Genomic DNA, 18,137 nt, shown 5'->3' with positions numbered 1-18,137 from the left:
ACAAAATTAAAGGCAGCATTTATTATGAAAAAACTATTACCTACATCATCAGCAGGCAGCTTGCCAAAACCGTCATGGCTTGCTGAGCCCGAAACCTTATGGTCACCGTGGAAATTACAAGGCAATGAGCTGGTAGATGGCAAACACGACGCCCTGCGTATTTCCCTGCACAAGCAACAAACCGCAGGCGTAGATATAGTCAGCGATGGCGAACAAACTCGCCAGCACTTTGTAACCACCTTTATTGAACACTTAAATGGCGTTGATTTTGAAAACCGTAAAACAGTTAAAATTCGCGACCGTTACGACGCCAGCGTACCCACAGTGGTTGGCCCTGTGTCTCGCACTAAATCGGTATTTGTTGAAGACGCCAAGTTTTTACGTCAGCAAACCAGCCAACCAATTAAATGGGCACTGCCAGGGCCAATGACTATGATCGACACCCTGTATGACGATCATTATAAAAGCCGTGAAAAACTAGCATGGGAATTTGCTAAAATACTCAACCAAGAAGCCAAAGAGCTAGAAGCCGCTGGGGTTGATATAATCCAATTTGATGAACCCGCTTTTAACGTGTTTTTTGACGACGTAAACGACTGGGGCATAGCTTGCCTAGAGCGAGCCATAGAAGGGTTAAAATGCGAAACCGCCGTGCATATTTGTTATGGCTACGGCATTAAAGCCAACACCGATTGGAAGAAAACCCTCGGCACCGAGTGGCGACAATACGAAGAAGTATTCCCTAAGCTGCAAAAATCGAATATAGATATTATTTCGCTCGAATGCCAAAACTCACAGGTACCCATAGAGCTACTTGAACTCGTACGCGGTAAAAAAATAATGGTAGGCGCAATCGATGTAGCCACCCATACTATAGAAACCCCTGAAGAGGTGGCCAACACCCTTCGCGAAGCGCTTAAATATGTAGATGCCGATAAACTATACCCTTGCACCAACTGCGGTATGGCACCCCTGCCCCGCGACATCGCAAACGGTAAGCTCAACGCCCTAAGCAAAGGCGCAGAGCTAGTACGTAACGAGCTATTAGCAGCGAATGTCGCTTAATTTTTAGTTGCAGCTGCTGCAAAAAAGCCGCACTTTAAAAAATGTTGAGGTGTGGCTTTTTTAATCAAAATGTAACGGGGGTTTACAGTTAAAATAAAGGTTAAAGGCAAAAGGTTCTAAGTTCGTTGAATATTGGTTGGATTTAGAGCAACAAACCTAGTAAAAATAGTTAAATTTAACCGAGCCGTAAGGTAGTACTGGTTGAGTGGAAAGTGCCTCTTGCAGACTATCAGGATCTATAATATCTGAAGTCAAGATTTGACCCCCTTTGACTGACCCTCTGACTTCTGGAGGTAATACTGTCATAGAGCGCTTTTTTGGTAATTTAAAGCATGATTGGTTATTCAAAGTACATCAGTCAACGAGAGTGTTTATGAAAAAGGCGTGGCTGCATACATTAAATATAACAACTTAGAGCGCCTGCATTCAGCGAAGAATGATCTATCGCTTTGAAAGTTTAAAATTATCAAGTTAAATTTTCCAGCTTTAGTTGAAAAGAACTGGTTCAAAGTCTAGTGTTTAAGGGATTAAGTAAAGCATGTTTAAGGAAAGTTCATGAATATATTAAAAATAAAAATTATCGTAGCATTTTGCTTTACCTTTTTCTTTATAAACAAAGTATATGCAAGCGGTCTTACCGCGGCATACTCATGTTCAAACTGTGATTATCAGGGGGCAGTAAACCTCGCTCAGAGTTTGTATATTAGTCCGAATTGTAATGAAGAAAATCTACAAGGTGGTCAAATATTTTTAGGAACAACTACTTTTCAGTGTTACAGCAATCCTAGAACGCTCATCATTGCAAATCCAATTACAAGAGACGCATTCAAATTTGTGGTGACTACTGAACAAGTTTCTAGTTTTAGCAATACTTACAACGTTCTTGTTAGTGATCAAGTATTGACCGTGACAGAATCGCAAGCATTAGAGACCTTTTACAATATCGATGCAGACTTTAGAGAGGCCGTAACCTCCTTTGCCGCTACCTCTGTTACGAATTCGCAAGTGCAAAAACAAGAATCCTTTTACAATAAAAATGCATTTGTATTGAACAGCAATGCGTCAACATTGAATAACAATGAAACAAATTGTGATGTACATCCAGCCAATTTTTTGTTTAACCCATCGTTTGGAAGAGATTTATACGAATCACTTACTAATGATATCAGTTCACAAATAGGTTACAGGCAAACGTGGACAGATTTTACGTCTTCTCAATCTATCACCGGTAGCGGATTAACTGTATCTAATAACGGAGTTGGAATACAAGTAAACTTATCGAGAGATATCAATAAAGTTTATGCATCTCAGGTTTACGGAAGCTCCAATAACTTACTAAACTTTGAAGTAACATATCATGGTGATACATTTATAGGTGACCGAAGCTTTCAATATACTCCCCCACTTGATATTGGCTATTTGCCGGACAGAGTGCTCAAACTTAATTTTACATTTTTGCCTGGCTCATCGAGAATTGATGGGTATCCTGTAAGCTTTTTTTCTAGGTCTAATTTAAACTTCCAAAGTGAAGGTATGTCTGAGTGTCTTCAACAAATATTGGAGCAGAATTCAAACTCAACCCGGAGAATACTCGTTAACCCAGACGGGACAGGCACAGTTGTAGGCGCAAGTGGTACAGGAGGGTCTCTTGATTCAGGTGGTACTGCTGTCACAATACCTGGTATCTACCGAAATATGGGTGGTTGTCATATTGTCGAGCTTGTTGTAGTGGTAGAGTACCCGGATGGTACTGTTAGCAGCAGCGTAAGTGCTAGATGGTTAGATTGTTAAAGGTCTTTGCCGAATAACGTCATGATTGTTGAAAAGCATTTGTGCGAAGTTAGTTAGCAATCATAGCGTTTGAATCTTAGGACTGTATCCAAGTGTTCTTATCATTTAAACTCACTTTAAATATGACTACGCACTCAGTAATGACATCGATTGGTGTGAATATGCATCATTCACGCATATGAATTAAGTCAGTTTAATTAAAACCAAAGCGGTCAAAAACTAAAGGGATCAGACCAAAGAGAGACAAAAAAGTTATTTGCCAACCAGTTTTTCTTATTTTAACTTTTAGGTAAAGGCTAATACGCTGGGGGCGACTTTTGTAATTTACTTTTTAAAGTTGCTAGTTAGCTAGCAAGGTGAGCCTTATGAAAATAAGATTGGCTAACCGCTAACCGCTAACCGCTAACCGCTAACCGCTAACCGCTAACTATTAACCTTAACGCCTTCTTTGTATTAATAGCTATCCCAATATGGGGTGTCTCCGAAGTATTTGCTTGAAAAATCAACAAACGCGCGTACTTTACTCGGTAAAAATTGCCTGTTTGCATACACCATGTAAAGCCCCATAGGCTCGGGTTCAAGGTGTTGTAAAATACGTACTACTTTTCCTTGGGCTAATGCCTCTCCTGCAATAAAAGTAGGTTGCATGGCAATGCCGCCGCCTGCTATGGCTGCGTTTAGTAATATATCGCCATTGTTAGCCACTAAATTACTATTAAGTTTAAACTCACCTTTTAGCTGGTCTACACCTGCAAGCATTTTTGTTGGCTCTGCGTTGGCGTAGCGCAAATAGTTATGTTGTTGCAGCTCTTGCAATGTAGTGGGTGTGCCGTGCTGTTTTAAATATGCAGGCGATGCAAATACTGCTAACTGTATAGGCGCTATTTTTTTAGCAATAAGGGATGAGTTTTTTAACACGCCTATACGCAATGCTATATCAATGCCTTGCTCAACTATATCTATAAATTGGTCTGTTAGTTTTAAATCTAACTTTAAATTTGGGTACTGTTTTTGAAACTCAACCAGCAGTGGTGCTAAATGCCTTGTACCAAACGACATAGGCGCGCTAACACTTAATACGCCAGATACACTGGTGCTTAAATTATTAAGAGAGTTTTCCATATCATCAATATCAATAATAACTTGCTGGCAGCGCTTAAAATACTGAACACCCGCTTCGGTAGGGCTTACTTTACGTGTAGTGCGGTGCAGTAAACGAGTATGTAAATTATCTTCTAGGGCTGAAACATATTTACTAACTAACTGAGGAGAAATATCGAGCTTTTCGGCAGCTTTAGAAAACGAACCTTCTTGCACAACGGCTAAAAAGGTTTTCATGGTGGTAAGCTTGTCCATAATTAACAACAATTTGTTTTTAATATATAAATAAATAGCATATTTATCGTCAAAATAAAAACCAATATAGTGCTTAAACTCATTGTTAGTTAAGGTTTTTAGTATGACTCAGCCCGCATTATTTTTATCCCATGGTTCACCAATAATGGCTATAGAGCAATCGGCTACTGCTAATTTTATAGCGTCTTTGGGGCAGTCACTTAATACACCCAGTGCTATTGTGGTTTTTTCAGCGCATTTTGATCAAGCAAGCAATATTAAAATTACCGCAGGGGCAGCACCTAAAACTATTCACGACTTTTATAACTTTCCAACTCAAATGTACAACATACATTATCGCGCTCCTGGTTCACCAAAACTTGCCAATACTATTGCTAATTATTTTAATAGCGAAGGAATGAATGCGATACTTGATACCGAGCAAGGGTGGGATCACGGTGTGTGGATCCCATTACGTTTAATGTACCCACACGCTAATATTCCTATTGTGCAGGTGTCTATTAATACCCGCTTAGGCGCAAAAACTATGTATAAATATGGCCAGTTACTTGCTCCGCTTCGTGAGCAAAATATATTAATTATTGGCTCCGGCGGTATTAGCCATAACCTAGCTGAAATATTTAAAACCCCGGCTACCCCAAACCGAGTGCCCATGGTAAAAGCATTCACCCATTGGGTTGAACAAACGCTTTTAGCGCACGATATTCCAAAACTATTAAATTACTTAACCGAGGCGCCATTTGCCTTATTTAACCACCCTACACAAGAGCACTTTTTACCATTATTTGCTGCTATGGGTGCAGGGGGCAGTTACATTGAAAAGATTCATGAGCAAACCGAAATGGATATTTTAGCGCTTGATGCATATAAATTTTATTAATTTGAGCAAGTGTTCAAATTAAGTTAAGCTGGTAGTCACTAATCTACAAGTATCTTAAATTTTTGGGAGTAAACATGGCAACCACACTCGCATTTGACGTATACGGCACGCTTATAAATACCCATGGTGTGCTTACATTACTTAAAGATATGATTGGCGATAACGCACAAAACTTTTCAAATACATGGCGTGAAAAACAGTTGGAATATTCGTTTAGGCGCGCCTTAATGCAAAACTATGTTCCGTTTTCAGTTTGTACTAAACAGGCACTTGATTACGCGTGTTTAGCGCATAAAACACAGCTTGGTGACGATCAAAAACACCAATTGCTTGAGCAATATAAAACGTTACCCGCCTTCGACGATGTTAAAAAAGGGCTTGAGCAACTTAAAGCACAAAATTACCGATTGTTTGCGTTTTCTAATGGCGCGGCCGCTGCGGTAAATACCTTACTCGAAACGGCTGGCATTATTGAGCTTTTTGAAGGTGTTGTAAGCGCCGACGACATTAAAACTTTTAAGCCAAACCCGGGTGTTTACAGCCATTTTTTACGCGAGGCAAATTCAACGGGTGCAAATACGTGGCTTATTTCGAGTAACCCTTTTGATATAACCGGCGCTATTTCGCATGGTATGCGCGGTGCGTGGATAAAACGCTCAGAAGACTCTATTTTTGATCCATGGGAAATTCAACCAATTACCACAGCAACCGATTTAGTTGATTTAAAGACCAAATTGGTGAGCTAATTAACATTGCCTTTAATGCACTCATTGGTGCAAAGCCAAGGTTTTATTAAAAGGTTTTAGGGCGTTGCTGTTAACGCCCTTATTTTTAAGTATTTTTAAATACCCAACCTTCCCCTTTTTATGCATTTTATTCAAATTACACATAAACTCGACTTCCAAACTTTTAATATAAAACGTGTTTACATTATTTCTAATGTAATTTTTTGTAATTAATTATCCATTTCTTAACCCGAAAAAAAAACATAGAAGTAATCCATTTTCATTATTGTAAATAAAAATCATTACCATTAAGATCCTTGAACCCAAAATGAGTACCAAGGAGCGAAATATGTCACAATTACAAACTGCACAGCTCAGCCCTATCCAAAACCAAGCTATATTTGAGAAAAATGGCCTTCCGCCGCAATTTAATCTTGATCAATTTATTAATTATCAAATAGCGTCGTTGCAGGGGCTTTCGGCTGTGCAACAAGCTATGGCAAAAGCGCAAAAGCCGTTTTCTGGCGTGTCTGTTAATACACTTGCCGCCACTGTTAATGATGTAGATTTAGCCAAACCTCTCGCTGATTTTCCTGCTGTATTAAACGAGCTTAAAAGCGTGTATTTGGATCACGCTGTGTATTTTCATCATCCGCGTTACATGGCGCATTTAAATTGCCCTGTTACGTACCCTGCGGTTGTGGCAGAGCACATAATTGGCGCAATCAATACCTCGGTAGACACGTGGGATCAAAGCGCTGGCGCGACCCTTATTGAGCAAAAATTAATTGATTGGAGCTGTGAAAAAGCAAAATTACCGAGCACTGCCGATGGCGTTTTTACAAGTGGTGGTACGCAATCGAATTTAATGGCTATGCTTGTTGCACGCGAAGTCGCAGTGAGCCGTTATGCCCCTGAGCATCAAGTAAAACTTCAAGGTTTGCCAAACGTTGCCTCGCGTTTTCGTATTTATTGCTCAGAGGTTGCGCATTTTAGTATTCAAAAGGCTGCGGCGTTATTGGGCTTAGGTTATAACGCGGTAGTGCCTGTGGCTACAAACAGCAAAATGCAAATGGATATGGATGCGCTTAACCATGCAATTGAGGATTCTAAAGCAAAGGGCGATTTACCTATCGCTGTGGTAATTACCGCAGGTACAACCGATTTTGGCTCAATTGACCCTATTGAAGACATAGCAAAACTTGCTAAAAAAGAGCAGCTTTGGTGCCATGTTGATGGCGCATACGGCGGCGGGTTACTAGTAAGCGAGCATCACCGAAGTGCTTTAAACGGCATAGAAAAAGTAGATTCAATTACCATTGATTACCATAAATCATTTATGCAGCCGGTTAGCTGCAGTGCTTTTTTATTAAGTGACAAACGCCATTTTAGCCATATAACCCTTTACGCCGACTATCTAAACCCGCTTGCTGAGGCCGGCAATGGCACGCCAAATTTAGTTGATAAAAGCTTACAAACCACACGCCGTTTTGATGCCTTAAAACTTTGGTTAACACTGCGCACTATGGGCGAAGCGCCACTTGGCCGAGCGTTTGATAAAGTAATTGGGCTTGCTCGTCAAACCCACATTGTGCTTAACGACCACCCTGATTTTGAAGTTATAAATTACCCAGAGCTTAGCGCGCTAGTATTTCGCTTTGCGCCAGAAGCGCTAAAACATAATCCCGATTTACTCGATATCCTAAACCTGCACGTACGCCAAACATTTTTAAATACCGGTGAAGCCATGATTGCGCGCACCAAAATTAACGGCCGTCACTACCTTAAATTTACGTTACTCAATGCGCAGTGCCAATTGAGCGATGTGCGCGCCGTGCTTGAACAAATTAGCACTATTGCGTGGCAAACGTATAAGGAGCAAAAATAATGAGTAACCAACCTTATGATTTTATAGCCATTGGCCTTGGCCCGTTTAATTTATCGTTAGCGTGTTTAAGTGAACCATTAGAGGGCGTTAAAAGCTTATTTTTAGAGCAGCGTAGCCAATTTGATTGGCACCCAGGAATGATGCTAGAAGGTGTTACTTTGCAAACGCCGTTTATGTCTGACTTGGTGACCCTTGCAGATCCTACTAGCCAGTACAGTTTTTTAAATTATGCCAAGCTTAATAATCGCTTATACCCATTTTATATTCGCGAGAGCTTTTTTTTACTGCGTAAAGAATACAACCTATATTGCCAGTGGGTGTGCTCGCAGTTGAGTAACGTAAGCTTTGAGCAAAGTGTAACTAAGGTTGAATTTTGCCAGCAAACTCAGTGCTATACCCTTACCTGTAAAACCCCAAACGGGGAGCAACACTATGTTACGCGCCACTTAGTACTTGGCACCGGCCCTGCACCATATATTCCTGATTGTGCAGTGCAAAGTAATTCTAATAACGTAATGCACAGTAGCGACTTTTGCCACCGCCTTGATGAGCTAAAATCTGCTAAGCGCGTAACGGTTGTGGGAGCAGGACAAAGTGCTGCCGAAATTTATCACACCCTATTACAACAAGCGGTGCCACAAGGTTTGCAACTAGATTGGATTGCGCGATCGCCGCGTTATTTTCCGCTGGAGTACACCAAACTCACCCTTGAGATGACCTCTCCTGAGTATGTTGATTACTTTTATAATTTAAAAACAGAGCAACGAGATTGGCTTAATCAAAATCAAAAAAACCTATTTAAAGGCATTAATGGCGGTTTAATTAACGACATTTTTGACACCCTTTACGCGCAAAGCCTAGATGGGCCCATTTCTACCACATTTAAAACTAACAGCAAGCTTACTAATACACGTAAAAGTGCTGGTCGCTTAGTCACTGAGTTTTATCATCAAGAGCTAAATGAAGCCTTTGAAATAAAAACCGATTACTTAATTTGTGCCACGGGCTTTAAATACAAGCGCCCTGCTTTTTTAAATTCTATTGCGCAGCAGCTCCCAGAAGATGAACAAGGCCGCTATTTAGTTAGCCGCGAGTATGCGGTAGATAGCGACCAAAAACGTATATTTGTACAAAATGCAGAGCAGCACACCCATGGTTTTGTAACCCCCGATTTAGGCATGGCGTGTTATCGCAACAGTATAATTTTGCGCGAAATACTTGGTTATGCGCCGTATCAGGTTGAGCAAAAAATTGCTTTTCAGTGTTTTGATTTAAGCGATGTAGAAACCCATTCACAGCAAAAGAGTAACGCCGCATGAGTTTACGTTTAGCACTTATTTTGCTTACGGTTATTTCGGTGGTGTGCGACACCTTATTACTGCCGTTTTATCCGCAATTTTTTGCCAGCGAATTTTCTGTAAGTAACCCCACACTAATTGGGGTGTTTGTAGCTAACTGTTGTATTACCGTTATGCTCGCGCTGCCCCTGTGGGCAAAGGTTGCCAAAAAATACCACGAACTGGCTCTTTGGCTTGTAACGCAAGTGATTGCCGCCTGCTTTGGGTTGCTTTGTTATTTTGCAACTAATGTGTGGGAATTTTGGTTTTATTATCAGCTTATGTTGGTGCTTAAAGCCAGTTACCTGCTTATTTACCCGTTTGCACTGCGTTTAGAGCAGCAAAGTAAGCACCTTTCTATTATTGGCTTGTTTTCGGTACTTATGCACTTTGGCGCTATTGGTGGCGCATTAGTTGGCGGGTACTTTTTTAGCTTAAACGAACCGCGTTATGCACTGTTATTAAGTGCTGCAGGCGATGTAATACAAGTGCTGCTATGTGGCTATTTAATGCTGAGCTTAAAGCTAGGTATTTATCAGCACGCTATTGAAAGCGAAAAACCGCGCACTCGCACACCTTACTTTATTTGGCAATTTTGTTTTATAAGCGTGGTTGTTTACTTTAGCGCCTTTTTAATTAGGCCATTTTTTACGACCCATTGGCAAGGAATGAGCGCGCAAAGTAGTGCGTTTGAAAGTGCGCTTGTGTACGCCATTCCTGCTTTTTCAGCCCTACTAATGCTGTTGTTTAACCACTTTAGGCAGCACTTACCTCTTCCTACGCTTAGCCGCACAAGCACATTATTGTGCGCGCTTATTTTTGGCGCTATTGGGCTTTATTTACAGGCGCAAGAGTCGGTGTGGTTAGTTGTCAGCTCGCGCATTCTATACGGTATAGCGCTGTTTCAAGTAATGGTTTTATTGGAGGTTATGTTATTTGCTAAAAGTGAGCCTGCTCACTACGGCAGTGATTTTGCCAAAGTGCATGTTGCGCAAAATATTGGCGTTATTTTAGCGTCGTTATTGGTGGGTATGAGTGTGGAATATTTTAATACAACCGTGCCTTTTTACTTTGCAGCCATTGGCTTTGCAAGCCTTGGCGCTATTTTGCTATGGCGGGTTAAATTTGTTGACCGCACTGCACACACAGCCACTTAATAATTAAAAAGATTTAGGAGTTTTTATGTATTTTTCATCTTTTGTAACCACGTTACAACACACAGGTAATGTGACTATGCGGTTACTACAGCAAAGCGACATGCCTATTATTTGTCAGTGGCTTACACTGCCTTATGCGCATTTTTGGGGTATGAGTAAACACACACCCGAGCAAATGTGCAGCGCCTACCAAGATATAATTAACAACCCACATCATCATGCGTATGTTATTGAACAAAATAATGAGCTACTTGCCCTTGTTGAGCTTTACAGTCTAAAGCATGACGAGCTACTCGCAGCTGCCTATGAGGTAATGCCAAACGATACGGGCATGCATATTTTACTTGCCCCAAATACAAGGCCCAAACGCCATTTTAGCTTTGAAATAATGCAGTGCGTATTGCACAGTATTTTTACCCATAATGATAATGCACGGGTAGTGGTAGAGCCCGATATTGCCAATAGTAAAATTCATACCTTAAATAAGCGTTTAGGCTTTGTGCATATTAAGCAAATAATCCTTGGTGATAAAAACGCATACCTTGGATTTTGTAATAAAGCCGCGTTTGAAACGCATGTTGATTTACATTACAAATCGCAAACGCCAATAAACACCGACTATGTAAAGTTTGATCACTGGCAGTGGGCAAATAGGCACTTACAAAGTAAAGCCATTAGCGAGCTTGTACACGAGCGCTTATTGGTTGCGGAGCAAACCCCACACGGTTTTAAAGTCAATATTGAAGGGGGTTACTTTATATTTAATGGCTGCGCTATGGCGCTTAACCACATAGATATAGACGAGCCAAGCTTATGTTTTTATAACCTTAACAATGAGCAAGTAGCGCTTGATGTACTACACTTTTTTAGTGTGCAAGGCCCTGCGCTGGGTTTAACTGGTGAGCGTTTAGCCACCTACCTTGAAGAGCTTAACGCCACACTTGCCAGTGCCTGTTATAAACGCGAAAACAACACGCTTAGCGCAGCCGAACTTGCGAAATTAGGGCTGCAACAAATAGAGGCTGCAATGAGCGAAGGCCACCCTGCATTTGTGGCTAATAATGGCCGAATTGGTTTTAGCAAAAGCGACTTTTTACGCTATGCGCCAGAAGTGGGTAAACCGTTTAAAGTGCTGTGGTTAGCGGCGCACAAAACAGTATGTGATTTTGCTTATAGTGAATACTTTAGCGATTATCCAAGCCATATTAGTGGCGAGCTTGATTTAACCACTCGTGATGCGTTTAATAAAGCGCTAAAAGCGCAAAATCTAAACCCCGACGACTACCTATTTATGCCGGCCCATCCGTGGCAGTACCAGCATAAATTAAGTGTGGTGTTTGCCAACGAGTTTGCCAATAACCGCTTAGTGTATTTAGGAGAAGGCGACGACTTATATCAAGCGCAGCAATCTATTCGTACATTATATAACTGCTCGCACCCGCATAAACCGTATTTAAAAGTGGCGCTGTCTATTTTAAATATGGGCTTTATGCGTGGGCTTTCGCGTGCTTATATGGCAGTCACTCCGGCCATAAATGATTGGGTGTTTAATAAAGTAAACCACGACCCAACACTTAGCGCGTGTAACTTTACAGCACTTAGAGAGTACGCCACTTTAGGGTATGCGCATCACACTTTTGAGCAAAGTGCACTCGGTGATACACCGTATCGTAAAATGTTTGCGTGTTTATGGCGCGAAAACCCAAACCATAATTTACAAAATAATGAGCAGCTCACCACCATGGCCGCATTGCTGCACCTAGATAACAACGGTAAAAGTATGGCAGGTGCATTAATAGATCAAAGCGGTTTAACCACACACGCTTGGCTGCAAAGCTATTTTAACGCCTACCTTATTCCTTTAGTGCATTGTTTTTATGCCCATAAATTAGTGTTTATGCCCCACGGCGAAAACCTCATTTTAAAGCTTAAAAATTCAGTGCCTGTGGGCGCTTACATGAAAGACATAGGCGAAGAAGTCGCGCTGCTTAATAGCACTGAGTCTTTACCTGAGGAAGTGTCGCGTATTCATATTGCTATGCCTAAAGAGCTTGAATTACTAAGTATATTTACTGATGTATTTGACTGCTTTTTTAGATACCTAGTCGCTATTTTAGTAAGAGAAGCGCGCATTACCGAGCACGATTTTTGGCAAGGCGTTGCGCAAAGTGTAAACGCGTATCAACAAGCCAACCCTGCCTTAAATGAGCGCTTTAAAGAGTATGACTTTTTTAGTGATGAATTTGCACACTCTTGCTTAAACCGCTTACAGCTTGGCAATAATAAGCAAATGGTTGATTTAACCGACCCCGCAGGCAGCTTACAGTTTGCAGGAAATTTAGATAACCCGGTATCGGCAAAGCTGTATGGCTAAGCCTAACACCCTTTCGCACTTTTTGTTTTGCCCAAATGAGCCGGTTGCTGCGGCTCATCCAAGCTTAAATTTAGTGTATGTATTGGCTTCTCATTGCAAGGCGCACTACCCCCATGCGCCTACGCAATTTATTAGCCGGCATTTATATTTGCAGCTTTGTTGGCAAGCTATTCATGCCTATTGTTATTGGCATACGTGCAAACACAACGCGCATAACCCAATACATTTACAGTTAAAAATGAGCGGCGCGTATAGCCGAGGGTTTACCCTTACAGGCGCGCCTTTATTAAGTAAAGCTGAGCAAAATAATGCACTAATTGAATTTGTAAGCTGTGTAGGTAAGTGGATAAATATTAAGTATGCGCTGGGTAAAAAAGAGCAAGGCCGGTTGTTAATCGACACCCTTAACAGTGCATTTGAGCGCGCTCATAGCTTAAATTTAGCAAGTGCTGAGCACATTACACATTGCCATCAACAGTTACATAACTTAATCAGTAATCACTTTAATTTAAACACCCCATTTAAATTAACGCCTAAGCGCTTAACGTGCTGTCGTTATTATTTAGCAGGTTATAACAAATGCCAAACCTGCCCAAAAAAGGATATTAAAACCAATGAACACACGTCTTAAAACGATTGACCTTGCCCGAGGTGCGAGCGTTTTTATTATGATTTTAGTACACACTTTATGGATGTACTCGAGCACGGAGCTTCAAAGTGAAAGCCTATTTGGCGCTGTTATTCATATACTTGGCAAAGGCACAGCCTCGTTTTTGGTGGCAATGGGGCTATCTATGGCGCTTTCGCGTAGGCAAACACCCATGTTATTAATTAAGCGCGGCATACAGCTTTTACTACTTGCGTATTTAATGAATGCGGCAAAGTTTTGGCTACCCATTGAGGTATTTAACACCATGCCAGAGGCATTTATAAATGCCTATGGCTGGCAAAGTCCGCTCAGTGCGGGGCAATTACAATTTATGGTGCTTACAGGTGATATTTTACAACTTGCCGGAGTAAGCTTATTGCTGTTTGGGGCGCTTAATATTGCCCGTTGGAAAACCGCATGGATTGCATGCTTAGCCATTGCTATTGCACTTATAAGCCAGTTTTTAAGGGGGCAGCAGTTTGCACTTTCGCCTTATATTAGCGATTTGTTTTTTGCTAATAACTACCAGGTTTATTTTCCGGTGTTTCCGTGGATAAGCGCTATATTAACCGGCTACGTGCTTGGGCGTTTATACATAAATAGTCAGCATAGTGCTGCGTATTTATTTAGTGTATGCGCAAAGTTAGGTGCTGCATTATTAATTATTGGCACAGCGTGGCTTATTACTGATTTTAAGGGGCAGTTTGGCAACTTTTTTCATTTAAATGGCGGCGGTATTATTTATTTAATCGGTTTAAATTTATTTGGATTAGCGGTAATAGAGTATGTGTTTGCTAATAAATTCAACGGCCCTATTACCCGCGCTCTTTTGTATGCGAGCAAACATGTAACTGCTTTGTATGTTATTCAATGGGTGCTAATTTGCTGGCTTATGGGCGTGTTTGGTTATCACACTCAGTCACTATGGCCAACACTGTGCTTAATGGCCCTTATGGGTTTACTAACCTTTGCAGTGCACAAAGTGTATTTGCAAACTAAGCAAAACATACTCGCAATTAAGCAAAAGCCTAAGCGCACAGCTTAAGTTGTAAAGGGGCTTTACGGGCGCAGTTACACGCGCCCTAGCCTGCCTTTATTGCTTCAATTACTGTATTCATGCGCTTTGCCATTGGCCTATTTCGGTGATGGCACACATAAATATTTTCGCTAATCGGATTAGCTAAGTGGTGCGTTTTAATTAGCGCAGGTTTATTAAATGCGCTAACGGCATGCGCAGGTAAAACCGTAAAACCTAGCCCTAAACTTACCGGCTCCAGTATTAAACTTATCTGGTTAGAAAACCCCGTGCGTTTAATTTGATCAACATGTTCAAACTCACTGTAGTTTTCGCTTAGTAGGAGCTGTGCGTGGTGTTTTGCATCGGGGTGGCCAATAAAGCCAAGCTCACATAAGACCTCCCACGTTGGGTTTTTAATATGTGCGGGTGTGACAAGTAATAAGGCTTCTTTACCAATTTTGTGGCTGGTGACTTCGCTAAGCGTAGGGGCTTGGGTTAAAAAGCCTATGTCGGCACTGTGGTTTGCCACAGCTTGCTCTACACTTGTATTGGGTGCAAAGCGATAATCAATATTAAGCTCGGTATGCTTTGCCTGCAGCGCTAATAATTGGCTATAAAATTGTAGCCCACAACTACCAGGCGATTGTATTTTTACCAAGCCGCTGTAAGGTGAATCATCTTTTAATTGTTGTTCTAAAAATTGCCATTCCTTTAATAACAAGCTGCCTTGTTGATACAAGTTTTGCCCATGTACGGTAAGGGTAAATTGTTTGCCGTGGCGCTCTAATAGCGCGCAGTTTACTTGCTGCTCTAGCTTTTTAATGTGCTGACTTACGCCCGATTGGGTCATAAAAAGACGCTCGGCGGTTTGGGTAAAATGATTTACCTCAACCAAAGTACAAAACGTGTTTAACCATGTTGGATTTATCATTACAAAACGTACTCAAAATGATGATTAATGATAATTTTACTTAATATTGTTCAATTCGTAAACTAACTCCATCAACTAGTCACAAGATAAGTCACAAGTTAAAGAGGAAGTATTATGAGTCATACATATCCACGTAGTTTTTCGCACATTGGTATTTCGGTTCCCGACGTTGAAAAAGCAGTCGAGTTTTACACTAAGGTGATGGGTTGGTACACAATAATGAAACCGACTTTAATTACCGAAGACAAAAGCCCAATTGGCGAAATGTGTACAGAAGTATTTGGCGAAAAGTGGGAAAAATTCAAAATAGCGCACCTATCTACAGGGGATCGTATTGGTGTCGAAATTTTCGAATTTAAAAACCAAGAAAACCCAAAAGACAATTTTGAATACTGGAAAACAGGCATCTTTCATTTTTGTGTTCAAGACCCTGATGTAGAAGGTTTAGCCGAGCGTATTGTAGAAGCTGGCGGTAAAAAACGTATGCAAGCCCCTCGTTATTACTACCCGGGTGAAAAGCCGTACCGCATGATCTACATGGAAGACCCGTTTGGTAACATCCTTGAGATTTACAGCCACAGCTACGAGCTTATTTACAGCGCAGGCTCTTACTAAACTTAGCTAGTTTAAAAAAGTTTAGCTAAAAACAAAGGCCGCAGTATTTATTACTGCGGCCTTTTTGTTTCAGTTATAGAGTTTTTAAATACACTTCACCGTCTTCTTATTCTCTATAACTTGTTTTTGCTTAGCTTGTGCAGCATGTTTTGCCCTGAGTTGAAAATATTATCAACCTCCAGAAAAACACTACCAATCGAACTGTGTACTAGTGAATTTATGAACGACATAATGTATTTGTCAGGAACTTTTGCTCTTATCCACAAACAGGCTACATGTCAGTACCGCTGAGATTAAAAAACAAAACATTACGCTTAATGTAAATAATATAAAGTTTTCATTTTTTGATATAGCTGCTCCTTTAAGGAGTATTTCACCGCTATTAAGTGCATCTACTCCTACATAGATCATCAACGGAATTACAAAAAATGCATTGCTGAGCTTAATAAGTAAGTCCTTCGATGAAAGGCTTACTAATTGAGAAGCTTCATGGTCTTCTTCGTCTCTATTTAATAGTTCGGCTTTTAATAGCTCAAAGCGTTCAGGGTACAAAGCCCTATCAATAGACGTGATAGCTTCTTGCAATTCAGTAATAGAATATTCTGAATAATTTGGTTCCATCTATTAAACCTTCTCCAGTGCCTAGCGCTTACATAAGCGGAAAAATATAGTTGACAAAAATGGTTTTAGGAACAAAAAACAGCCAACTATAATTTTTTCATTTGATATTTACGTTAGGTTTTTTCAGTTAACTGTATATAAAACAGGTGCATATAGCTAATGGACCAAAGTAAGAATATGGAAGCTACTAGTTTAAAGTGTCCATTTTTATATGAATGTGCTTGTGCTGAAAACCAACTTAACAAAACTCCAATTACACATAAAATCTGAAGAATGTTACCAAACCAGTGTTCATTAAGGAAACTCATAAAACTGGTGTTTTGACTTGCAAATATAAATAATAAAAGAGCTGAGGTACCAAATAAGAGACAGCTTCTTGATTCAGAAGATTTTAGTAAGAATAGGCTAAAACCATCTTCCATGTTTTCACTAAAAAGTGGATGCTTCATAGAACTCCATTTAACATCTAACAATTTTATAGACCGCGAATCGAGCATACTTCTGCCGATGTCACGCTCATGTTTCTACTTTATACAGTTTTAACAAATTACCTAAGGCATTGCTATCAAATGCTATTTAATATTTACAAGCAAAGTTAAGACATATAAATACACGTTTCGCTCATTTCCTTGATTATGTAAGTAAGCTGCAGTTTGGCTGGCTTAGTACGCATTATAAATATATGATATTGATAATTATTTGCATTAACGGATTTTAAAAGGTGTGTATGAAAAAGTCTATGTTAACTCTGGCGTTAGTTGCGGGTTTGAGTGGTTGTAGCACAACAGCCACGGTGCCTGATAAAAGCTCATCATTATATTACTCAGCGCTTTATAATGCACAAGCAAAGCCTGTTAGCTCTGTATTATTAGAGCCCAAGCTATTAAATGCCGATGTGGTTTTAGTAGGAGAATGGCATACGCACCCGGGTGTGCATTTATTTCAGGCTGAGTTATTTGAGCAATTAAGCAAAAGCAATAAACGCACTGCCCTTTCGCTTGAACAATTTAGCCGCGCCGATCAGCTTACTTTAAACCAGTATGTTAAAGGTGAAATTGGTGAGCAATACTTAATTGACAACACCCAAGCGTGGCCAAATTACAAAAGTGGTTACCGTGCGCTGGTAGAGCTGGCAAAAACGAACAATCGCGATGTAATAGCTGCAAATGCCCCTAAAAATATAGTCACCTGTATTGGCAGGCAAGGGGTAAGTTATTTAAGTAAACTTGATGAAACACAGCAGAGCTATATTGCAGCCGCTATTGATACGTCTCCCAGTGATTATAAACAACGTTTTATGACCTCAATGCACCACGGCTCGCCCAGTCAAAACGAGAATTATTATGCTGCGCAAGTTACATGGGATGAAACCATGGGGGAGTCTATCGTTAACTATTTAAATAATCATAAAGATGCGCAGGTAATGCATATAGCGGGCGATTTTCATGTGAAAAATGGCGAAGGTATAGCGCGCGTTATTAAGCGTTTAGCGCCAGAGCTAAATGTTGTGTGGATATCGCCGGTAACGAATGTGCAAGCTAATCAAAATGGATATCAGTTGCAGGTTAACCCTTTGCCACCCCGTTATGTACAAAAACAGCATCAGCAAGCCGCTTTTAAAGCGTTAGGCAAGCGAAGTGAGCGAGGCGAGCAAACAGCTTGCTTATAAAATAACGACATAGTTAGTAAATCTCTTAACCAAGGCTCAGGTTAACTATGTCGCCATGTAT

General features: G+C 40.6%; 16 protein-coding genes and 1 pseudogene. 13 read left to right on the top strand and 4 right to left on the bottom strand.

The window, feature by feature from the left end:
* Positions 1–24 precede the first annotated feature (24 nt).
* The 3 genes and pseudogenes from CWB62_RS07390 to CWB62_RS07380 all read left to right on the top strand — a co-directional run bounded on the left by CWB62_RS07390 (position 25) and on the right by CWB62_RS07380 (position 2,856).
* Positions 25–1,065, top strand: a complete 1,041-nt coding sequence (locus tag CWB62_RS07390; protein ID WP_138528289.1) for a methionine synthase — start codon at positions 25–27, stop codon at positions 1,063–1,065.
* Positions 1,066–1,360: 295 nt separating this feature from the next.
* Positions 1,361–1,518: pseudogene (locus CWB62_RS07385) on the top strand (integrase core domain-containing protein); the annotation flags it as partial.
* A 102-nt stretch (positions 1,519–1,620) separates the two neighbouring features.
* Entirely contained in the window at positions 1,621–2,856 is a 1,236-nt protein-coding gene (locus tag CWB62_RS07380) for a hypothetical protein (RefSeq protein ID WP_058405366.1), read from the top strand.
* Between the two features lie 453 nt (positions 2,857–3,309).
* Here CWB62_RS07380 and CWB62_RS07375 read toward each other — a convergent pair whose 3' ends face one another.
* The gene (locus CWB62_RS07375; protein ID WP_138528291.1) at positions 3,310–4,212 is read right to left on the bottom strand and encodes a LysR family transcriptional regulator; all 903 of its coding nucleotides are present in this window, start codon (positions 4,210–4,212) and stop codon (positions 3,310–3,312) included.
* A gap of 103 nt (positions 4,213–4,315) precedes the next feature.
* Between CWB62_RS07375 and CWB62_RS07370 the strand changes: the two genes are divergently transcribed.
* The 8 genes from CWB62_RS07370 (at position 4,316) to CWB62_RS07335 (ending at position 14,267) form a co-directional block, all read left to right on the top strand.
* Positions 4,316–5,092 carry a DODA-type extradiol aromatic ring-opening family dioxygenase gene (locus tag CWB62_RS07370; RefSeq protein WP_138528293.1) on the top strand — a complete coding sequence of 259 codons (777 nt, stop codon included), beginning with the start codon at positions 4,316–4,318 and terminating at the stop codon, positions 5,090–5,092.
* Between the two features lie 74 nt (positions 5,093–5,166).
* Positions 5,167–5,838, top strand: coding sequence for a haloacid dehalogenase type II (locus tag CWB62_RS07365; protein WP_138528295.1), 672 nt, complete (start codon positions 5,167–5,169; stop codon positions 5,836–5,838).
* Positions 5,839–6,166: 328 nt separating this feature from the next.
* Positions 6,167–7,705, top strand: coding sequence for a pyridoxal phosphate-dependent decarboxylase family protein (locus CWB62_RS07360; protein ID WP_138528297.1), 1,539 nt, complete (start codon positions 6,167–6,169; stop codon positions 7,703–7,705).
* A complete protein-coding gene (locus tag CWB62_RS07355; RefSeq protein ID WP_138528299.1) occupies positions 7,705–9,024 on the top strand; it encodes a lysine N(6)-hydroxylase/L-ornithine N(5)-oxygenase family protein in 1,320 nt (439 codons plus the stop codon). The genes CWB62_RS07360 and CWB62_RS07355 overlap by 1 nt, the downstream gene beginning before the upstream one ends.
* Positions 9,021–10,199, top strand: coding sequence for an MFS transporter (locus CWB62_RS07350; RefSeq protein WP_138528301.1), 1,179 nt, complete (start codon positions 9,021–9,023; stop codon positions 10,197–10,199). The genes CWB62_RS07355 and CWB62_RS07350 overlap by 4 nt, the downstream gene beginning before the upstream one ends.
* A gap of 25 nt (positions 10,200–10,224) precedes the next feature.
* Entirely contained in the window at positions 10,225–12,573 is a 2,349-nt protein-coding gene (locus CWB62_RS07345; protein WP_138528303.1) for a GNAT family N-acetyltransferase, read from the top strand.
* Entirely contained in the window at positions 12,566–13,204 is a 639-nt protein-coding gene (locus tag CWB62_RS07340; RefSeq protein ID WP_138528305.1) for a hypothetical protein, read from the top strand. Before CWB62_RS07345 ends, CWB62_RS07340 begins: the two co-directional genes overlap by 8 nt.
* Positions 13,188–14,267, top strand: a complete 1,080-nt coding sequence (locus CWB62_RS07335; RefSeq protein WP_138528307.1) for a heparan-alpha-glucosaminide N-acetyltransferase domain-containing protein — start codon at positions 13,188–13,190, stop codon at positions 14,265–14,267. Before CWB62_RS07340 ends, CWB62_RS07335 begins: the two co-directional genes overlap by 17 nt.
* Positions 14,268–14,304: 37 nt before the next feature.
* Here CWB62_RS07335 and CWB62_RS07330 read toward each other — a convergent pair whose 3' ends face one another.
* Positions 14,305–15,171: a LysR family transcriptional regulator gene (locus CWB62_RS07330; RefSeq protein WP_058405376.1), complete on the bottom strand. Its 867-nt coding sequence runs from the start codon at positions 15,169–15,171 to the stop codon at positions 14,305–14,307.
* Positions 15,172–15,285: 114 nt separating this feature from the next.
* Between CWB62_RS07330 and CWB62_RS07325 the strand changes: the two genes are divergently transcribed.
* Positions 15,286–15,786, top strand: a complete 501-nt coding sequence (locus tag CWB62_RS07325) for a lactoylglutathione lyase family protein (protein ID WP_138528309.1) — start codon at positions 15,286–15,288, stop codon at positions 15,784–15,786.
* 240 nt (positions 15,787–16,026) lie between these two features.
* Here CWB62_RS07325 and CWB62_RS07320 read toward each other — a convergent pair whose 3' ends face one another.
* A complete protein-coding gene (locus CWB62_RS07320; protein ID WP_138528311.1) occupies positions 16,027–16,407 on the bottom strand; it encodes a hypothetical protein in 381 nt (126 codons plus the stop codon).
* 113 nt (positions 16,408–16,520) lie between these two features.
* Positions 16,521–16,856 carry a hypothetical protein gene (locus tag CWB62_RS07315; protein WP_138528313.1) on the bottom strand — a complete coding sequence of 112 codons (336 nt, stop codon included), beginning with the start codon at positions 16,854–16,856 and terminating at the stop codon, positions 16,521–16,523.
* Positions 16,857–17,134: 278 nt separating this feature from the next.
* Here CWB62_RS07315 and CWB62_RS07310 point away from each other — a divergent pair, with 278 nt between their 5' ends.
* Positions 17,135–18,076, top strand: coding sequence for a ChaN family lipoprotein (locus CWB62_RS07310; protein ID WP_138528315.1), 942 nt, complete (start codon positions 17,135–17,137; stop codon positions 18,074–18,076).
* Positions 18,077–18,137: the final 61 nt, after the last annotated feature.

Origin of the sequence: Pseudoalteromonas sp. S408, assembly GCF_005886645.1 — a bacterium.
GTDB lineage: Bacteria > Pseudomonadota > Gammaproteobacteria > Enterobacterales > Alteromonadaceae > Pseudoalteromonas.
This window is presented reverse-complemented; position numbering and strand designations above follow the sequence as displayed.

Excerpts from the sequence above, each read along its gene's own strand:
- CWB62_RS07390 (WP_138528289.1), top strand. The coding sequence starts at position 25 with ATGAAAAAACTATTACCTACATCATCAGCAGGCAGCTTGCCAAAACCG.
- CWB62_RS07355 (WP_138528299.1), top strand. The coding sequence starts at position 7,705 with ATGAGTAACCAACCTTATGATTTTATAGCCATTGGCCTTGGCCCGTTT.
- CWB62_RS07310 (WP_138528315.1), top strand. The coding sequence starts at position 17,135 with ATGAAAAAGTCTATGTTAACTCTGGCGTTAGTTGCGGGTTTGAGTGGT.
- CWB62_RS07365 (WP_138528295.1), top strand. The coding sequence starts at position 5,167 with ATGGCAACCACACTCGCATTTGACGTATACGGCACGCTTATAAATACC.
- CWB62_RS07340 (WP_138528305.1), top strand. The coding sequence starts at position 12,566 with ATGGCTAAGCCTAACACCCTTTCGCACTTTTTGTTTTGCCCAAATGAG.
- CWB62_RS07360 (WP_138528297.1), top strand. The coding sequence starts at position 6,167 with ATGTCACAATTACAAACTGCACAGCTCAGCCCTATCCAAAACCAAGCT.
- CWB62_RS07345 (WP_138528303.1), top strand. The coding sequence starts at position 10,225 with ATGTATTTTTCATCTTTTGTAACCACGTTACAACACACAGGTAATGTG.
- CWB62_RS07370 (WP_138528293.1), top strand. The coding sequence starts at position 4,316 with ATGACTCAGCCCGCATTATTTTTATCCCATGGTTCACCAATAATGGCT.
- CWB62_RS07350 (WP_138528301.1), top strand. The coding sequence starts at position 9,021 with ATGAGTTTACGTTTAGCACTTATTTTGCTTACGGTTATTTCGGTGGTG.
- CWB62_RS07375 (WP_138528291.1), bottom strand. The coding sequence starts at position 4,212 with ATGGACAAGCTTACCACCATGAAAACCTTTTTAGCCGTTGTGCAAGAA.
- CWB62_RS07380 (WP_058405366.1), top strand. The coding sequence starts at position 1,621 with ATGAATATATTAAAAATAAAAATTATCGTAGCATTTTGCTTTACCTTT.
- CWB62_RS07330 (WP_058405376.1), bottom strand. The coding sequence starts at position 15,171 with ATGATAAATCCAACATGGTTAAACACGTTTTGTACTTTGGTTGAGGTA.
- CWB62_RS07335 (WP_138528307.1), top strand. The coding sequence starts at position 13,188 with ATGAACACACGTCTTAAAACGATTGACCTTGCCCGAGGTGCGAGCGTT.
- CWB62_RS07325 (WP_138528309.1), top strand. The coding sequence starts at position 15,286 with ATGAGTCATACATATCCACGTAGTTTTTCGCACATTGGTATTTCGGTT.
- CWB62_RS07315 (WP_138528313.1), bottom strand. The coding sequence starts at position 16,856 with ATGAAGCATCCACTTTTTAGTGAAAACATGGAAGATGGTTTTAGCCTA.
- CWB62_RS07320 (WP_138528311.1), bottom strand. The coding sequence starts at position 16,407 with ATGGAACCAAATTATTCAGAATATTCTATTACTGAATTGCAAGAAGCT.